Below are 3,901 nucleotides of genomic sequence, written 5' to 3' on the forward strand. Positions count from 1 at the left end.
CGATGCACCTGCCGCACACGCAGGGAGCGTTCGCGCGTCGCGTGGCGCTCCCCGCCCGCATGCTGCACGCGCTGCCCGAGGGACTCGACCTGCACACGGCCGCGCTCGCCGAGCCGGCCGCGGTCGCGTGGCACGGCCTCGGGCGCGCCGGCGACATCCGCGGCAAGAGCGTCGCGGTGATCGGCGCGGGCCCCATCGGCCAGCTCGTCGTCTCGGTCGCGCAGCACCACGGCGCGTCGTGGGTGGCGGCCACCGACCTGCATCCGCTGCCGCGCGAGATCGCCGCCGCCCGCGGCGCACGCACGCTCGACGCGCGCGACGCCGAAGGGATCGCGGCGCTGAACGCCGACGTGGTCGTGGAGTCCAGCGGCACCGTCCCGGGGCTCGCCGCGGCGATCTCGGCGGCGACCCGCGGCGGCATCGTGGTCCTCCTGGGGCTGCAGCGCGCGGGGGAGGTCCCGGCTCCCCTCGCGACGGCCATCACGCGCGAGCTCACGCTCGTCGGGTCGTTCCGCTTCGCCCACGAGTTCGACGACGTCATCGCGGCGCTCGCCGACGGTTCGCTCGACGTGTCGGGCATCGTGACCCATGTGCGACCGGCATCCGACGCTCTCGAGGCGTTCGAGATCGCCGCGGACGCGTCGCAGTCGTCGAAGGTCCTGGTCTCGTTCGGCCAGGACGGCTGACCGGGTCGGGACATGACCGACAGCGCGCCCGTCGTCATCGGGCTGGACCTCGGCACCACCAGCACGAAGGCCGTCGCCTTCACGACCGCCGGCGAGCAGGTCTCCAGCGCCTCGCACGGCTATCCGCTGGAGACCCCGCACCCGGGCTACGCCGTGCAGGATCCGCAGGCGATCCTCGCCGCCGCCTACGCGGCCGCGGCCGAGGTCGTCCGCGACGTGGGCGTCGACCGCGTCGCGGGCATCTCGTTCTCCTCCGCCATGCACAGCCTGCTCGGGCTCGACGCCGACTACCGGCCGATCACGCCCGTGGTCACGTGGGGCGACACGCGCGCCGGCGCCCAGGCCGAGCGGCTGCGAGCGAGCGTCGGCGGGCTGGCCCTGCATCGCCGCACCGGCACGCCGCTTCATCCGATGTCGCCGCTCCCCAAGCTCGTCTGGTTCCGCGAGCAGGAGCCGAAGCTGCACGAGTCGGTCGCGTTCTGGGCGGGCATCAAGGACTTCGTGCTCGTGCGCATGTGCGGCGCACTCGTGGTCGACCATTCGCTCGCCTCGGCGAGCGGGCTCATGGACATCCACACGCTGCGGTGGGACGACGAGGCGCTCGCGCTCGCCGGCATCGGTCCGGAGCAGCTGCCCGAGCTCGTCCCGACGCGCCACGTGCTCCCCGGCCTCACCGACGAGGCGGCCGAGGCGATGGGCCTCCCCGCCGACACCAGGGTCGTCGTGGGTGCGGGCGACGGCCCGCTCGCGAACCTCGGCGTGGGCGCGGTCGAGCCGGGCGTCGCCGCGTGCTCGATCGGCACGAGCGGTGCGCTGCGCGTGGCCGTCGACCACCCCGCCGTCGACCCGCAGGGCGGCGTGTTCTGCTACGCGCTCACCGAGGACCGCTGGGTCGTCGGCGGCGCGATCAACAACGGCGGCGCGACGCTCGACTGGGCGCGCACGCTCGTGGCGCCCGAGCTCGGCCCCGGCAGCGAGCGCGAGCTCCTCGCCCTCGCCGCCCGCGCGCGACCCGGCTCCGGCGGGCTCGTCATGCTCCCGTACCTCCTGAGCGAGCGCGCACCGCACTGGAGCGCGCTCCCGAAGGGGGCCTACATCGGCATCACCCGCGCGCACTCGCGCGAGCACTTCATCCGTGCGGCGCTCGAGGGCGTCTGCCTGCAGCTGGGCCTCGTCATGCAGTCGATGCAGGCGGCGGGGCTCGAGATCACGCAGGTGCGGGCGACCGGCGGCGTGACGAAGTCGGAGCTGTGGCGCACGGTGCTGGCCGCCGCGCTCGACATGCGCGTCGACTTCGCCGAGGGGCAGGAGGGCTCCGGCTTCGGCGCGGCGCTCCTGGGCATGGAGGCGCTCGGACTGATCGAGTCCATCGACATCGCCGCCGACCTCATCGCGGTGCAGGACAGCGTGCGCCCCGACCCCGCGACCGCGGCCGTGTACCGGCAGCTCGAGCCCGTGTTCGCGGAGCTGTACGGTCAGCTCGTGCCGACCTTCCAGAGCCTCCGTCGGCTCACGCCGTCGCTGCCGGTGACGCTCGTCGACGAGCCGGGCGACGGTTGACGGCGGCGCGACATCGCGCCGGCGCGGTCAGTCCTTGCGGTAGGCCTGGCGGCCCATCGTCCAGAAGGCGATGGTGACGCTGACGGTCGTGCACAGGGCCATGAGGGCGATCAGCCAGCCGACCGCGTGCGAAAGAAAGCCGTACTCCATGGTTCCCCCTTCGGGCGCGATCGTGACGTGCTCATCGTAGCGGGCTCGCTGGTAGACTTGCGACGAACTTCGGCGAGGGATGCCTCGTGCCGCCGGTGATCCGGTGGGTGCGGCATCCGTTATCGACGCGGTGATGCAGGCTCCGGTCTTTCCTCACGTTCGCGTTCGAGTCGAATCCAGAACCGCACCCAGGGCCCTCCGGCCCGCAAGGAGAGAACCATGTCGACCGAGACCGACACCAAGGTCCAGGCCGAGCTGCGCGAGAACTTCGGCAAGGGCTTCGCCCGCCGTCTGCGCGCCGCCGGCAAGATCCCCGCCGTCATCTACGGCCACGGCACCGACCCGGTGCACGTCGCCCTGCCCGGCCACCAGATGTCGCTGCTGGTCCGCCGCGCCAACGTCGTGCTCGAGCTCGACGTCGCCGGCACCACGCAGCTGACGCTCGTCAAGGACGTCCAGAAGGACCCGGTGCACCAGGTCATCGAGCACATCGACCTGCTCGTGGTCAAGAAGGGCGAGAAGATCCAGGTCGACGTCCCCGTCGTCGTCACGGGCGAGCCGTTCGCCGGCACGATCGTCAACCTCGACGCCCCGAGCGTGTCGCTCGAGGTCGAGGCGACCCACATCCCCGAGCACATCGAGGTCGACGTCGAGGGCCTCGAGGAGGGCACGCACATCACCGCGGCCGAGCTCTCGCTGCCGCGCGGCGCGAGCCTGGCGATCGAGCCCGACGTCCTCGTCGTGGCCATCTCGGTGCCGGCCGGTGCCGCGGCCGACGAGGCCGAGGAGGGCGCCGAGTCCGCCGAGGCCGAGTCCGCCGGCGAGTAGGACGCATCAGGCATGGGGCCCGTCTTCCGTCGAGGGAGGCGGGCCCCGCTGTCCGAGGAGCCGTCGCCCGCGGAGGCGGACGGCGAAGGGAGCACAGCGATGGCCGAGACGTGGCTGGTCGTGGGCCTGGGCAACCCCGGTCCGCGCTACGAGCTGACGCGCCACAACGCCGGCCAGCTCGTCGTGGACGAGCTCGCCGGGCGCCGCGGCGAGCCGTTCCGCGCGCACCGGGCGAACGCCCGCGTCGCCGAGACGTGGCTGCGCCCGGGCGGGCCGAAGCTCGTGCTCGCCAAGCCCAACAGCTTCATGAACGTGTCGGGGGGTCCGGTGTCGGCGCTGGCCGCGTACTACGGCATCCCGTCGGATCGGGTCGTGATCGTGCACGACGAGCTCGACCTGCCGTTCGACACGCTCAAGCTCAAGACGGGCGGCGGCCACGGCGGCCACAACGGCGTCCGCGACGTCGCCAAGGCGCTCGGCTCGCCCGACTTCACGCGCGTGCGCGTGGGGATCGGCCGCCCGCCGGGGCGCCAGGACCCGGCCGACTGGGTGCTCGACCCGTTCTCGTCGGTCGAGCGCGCCGCGCTCCCGAACCTCGTCGGCGACGCCGCCGACGCCGTGGAGCAGCTCATCGACGAGGGACTGCTCGCGGCGCAGCAGCGCCACCACGCGCCGCG

At 73.4% G+C, this 3,901-nt stretch carries 5 protein-coding genes; 4 read left to right on the forward strand and 1 reads right to left on the reverse strand.

The window, feature by feature from the left end:
- Positions 1-686 (forward strand): zinc-binding dehydrogenase (locus WML84_RS13600; protein WP_347346674.1); only part of this gene is annotated, 686 nt, incomplete at its 5' end.
- A gap of 12 nt (positions 687-698) precedes the next feature.
- Positions 699-2,246, forward strand: a complete 1,548-nt coding sequence (locus tag WML84_RS13605) for a gluconokinase (protein WP_347346675.1) — start codon at positions 699-701, stop codon at positions 2,244-2,246.
- 27 nt (positions 2,247-2,273) lie between these two features.
- On the opposite strand, the gene WML84_RS13610 is transcribed toward WML84_RS13605, so the two are convergent.
- The gene (locus WML84_RS13610; RefSeq protein ID WP_347346676.1) at positions 2,274-2,396 is read right to left on the reverse strand and encodes a hypothetical protein; all 123 of its coding nucleotides are present in this window, start codon (positions 2,394-2,396) and stop codon (positions 2,274-2,276) included.
- 219 nt (positions 2,397-2,615) lie between these two features.
- On the opposite strand from WML84_RS13610, the gene WML84_RS13615 reads away from it, so the two are divergent.
- Together WML84_RS13615 and pth are read left to right on the forward strand one after the other, a co-directional pair.
- The gene (locus WML84_RS13615; RefSeq protein ID WP_347346677.1) at positions 2,616-3,224 is read left to right on the forward strand and encodes a 50S ribosomal protein L25/general stress protein Ctc; all 609 of its coding nucleotides are present in this window, start codon (positions 2,616-2,618) and stop codon (positions 3,222-3,224) included.
- A 99-nt stretch (positions 3,225-3,323) separates the two neighbouring features.
- A partial coding sequence (pth, locus tag WML84_RS13620; protein ID WP_347346678.1) for an aminoacyl-tRNA hydrolase occupies positions 3,324-3,901 on the forward strand: 578 nt, incomplete at its 3' end.

This window comes from Microbacterium sp. (assembly GCF_039812165.1).
Classification (GTDB): Bacteria; Actinomycetota; Actinomycetes; order Actinomycetales; family Microbacteriaceae; genus Microbacterium.

Bases quoted from the DNA above. Each gene is read 5' to 3' on its own strand.
- WML84_RS13605 (WP_347346675.1), top strand. From the start codon at position 699: ATGACCGACAGCGCGCCCGTCGTCATCGGGCTGGACCTCGGCACCACC.
- WML84_RS13610 (WP_347346676.1), bottom strand. From the start codon at position 2,396: ATGGAGTACGGCTTTCTTTCGCACGCGGTCGGCTGGCTGATCGCCCTC.
- WML84_RS13615 (WP_347346677.1), top strand. From the start codon at position 2,616: ATGTCGACCGAGACCGACACCAAGGTCCAGGCCGAGCTGCGCGAGAAC.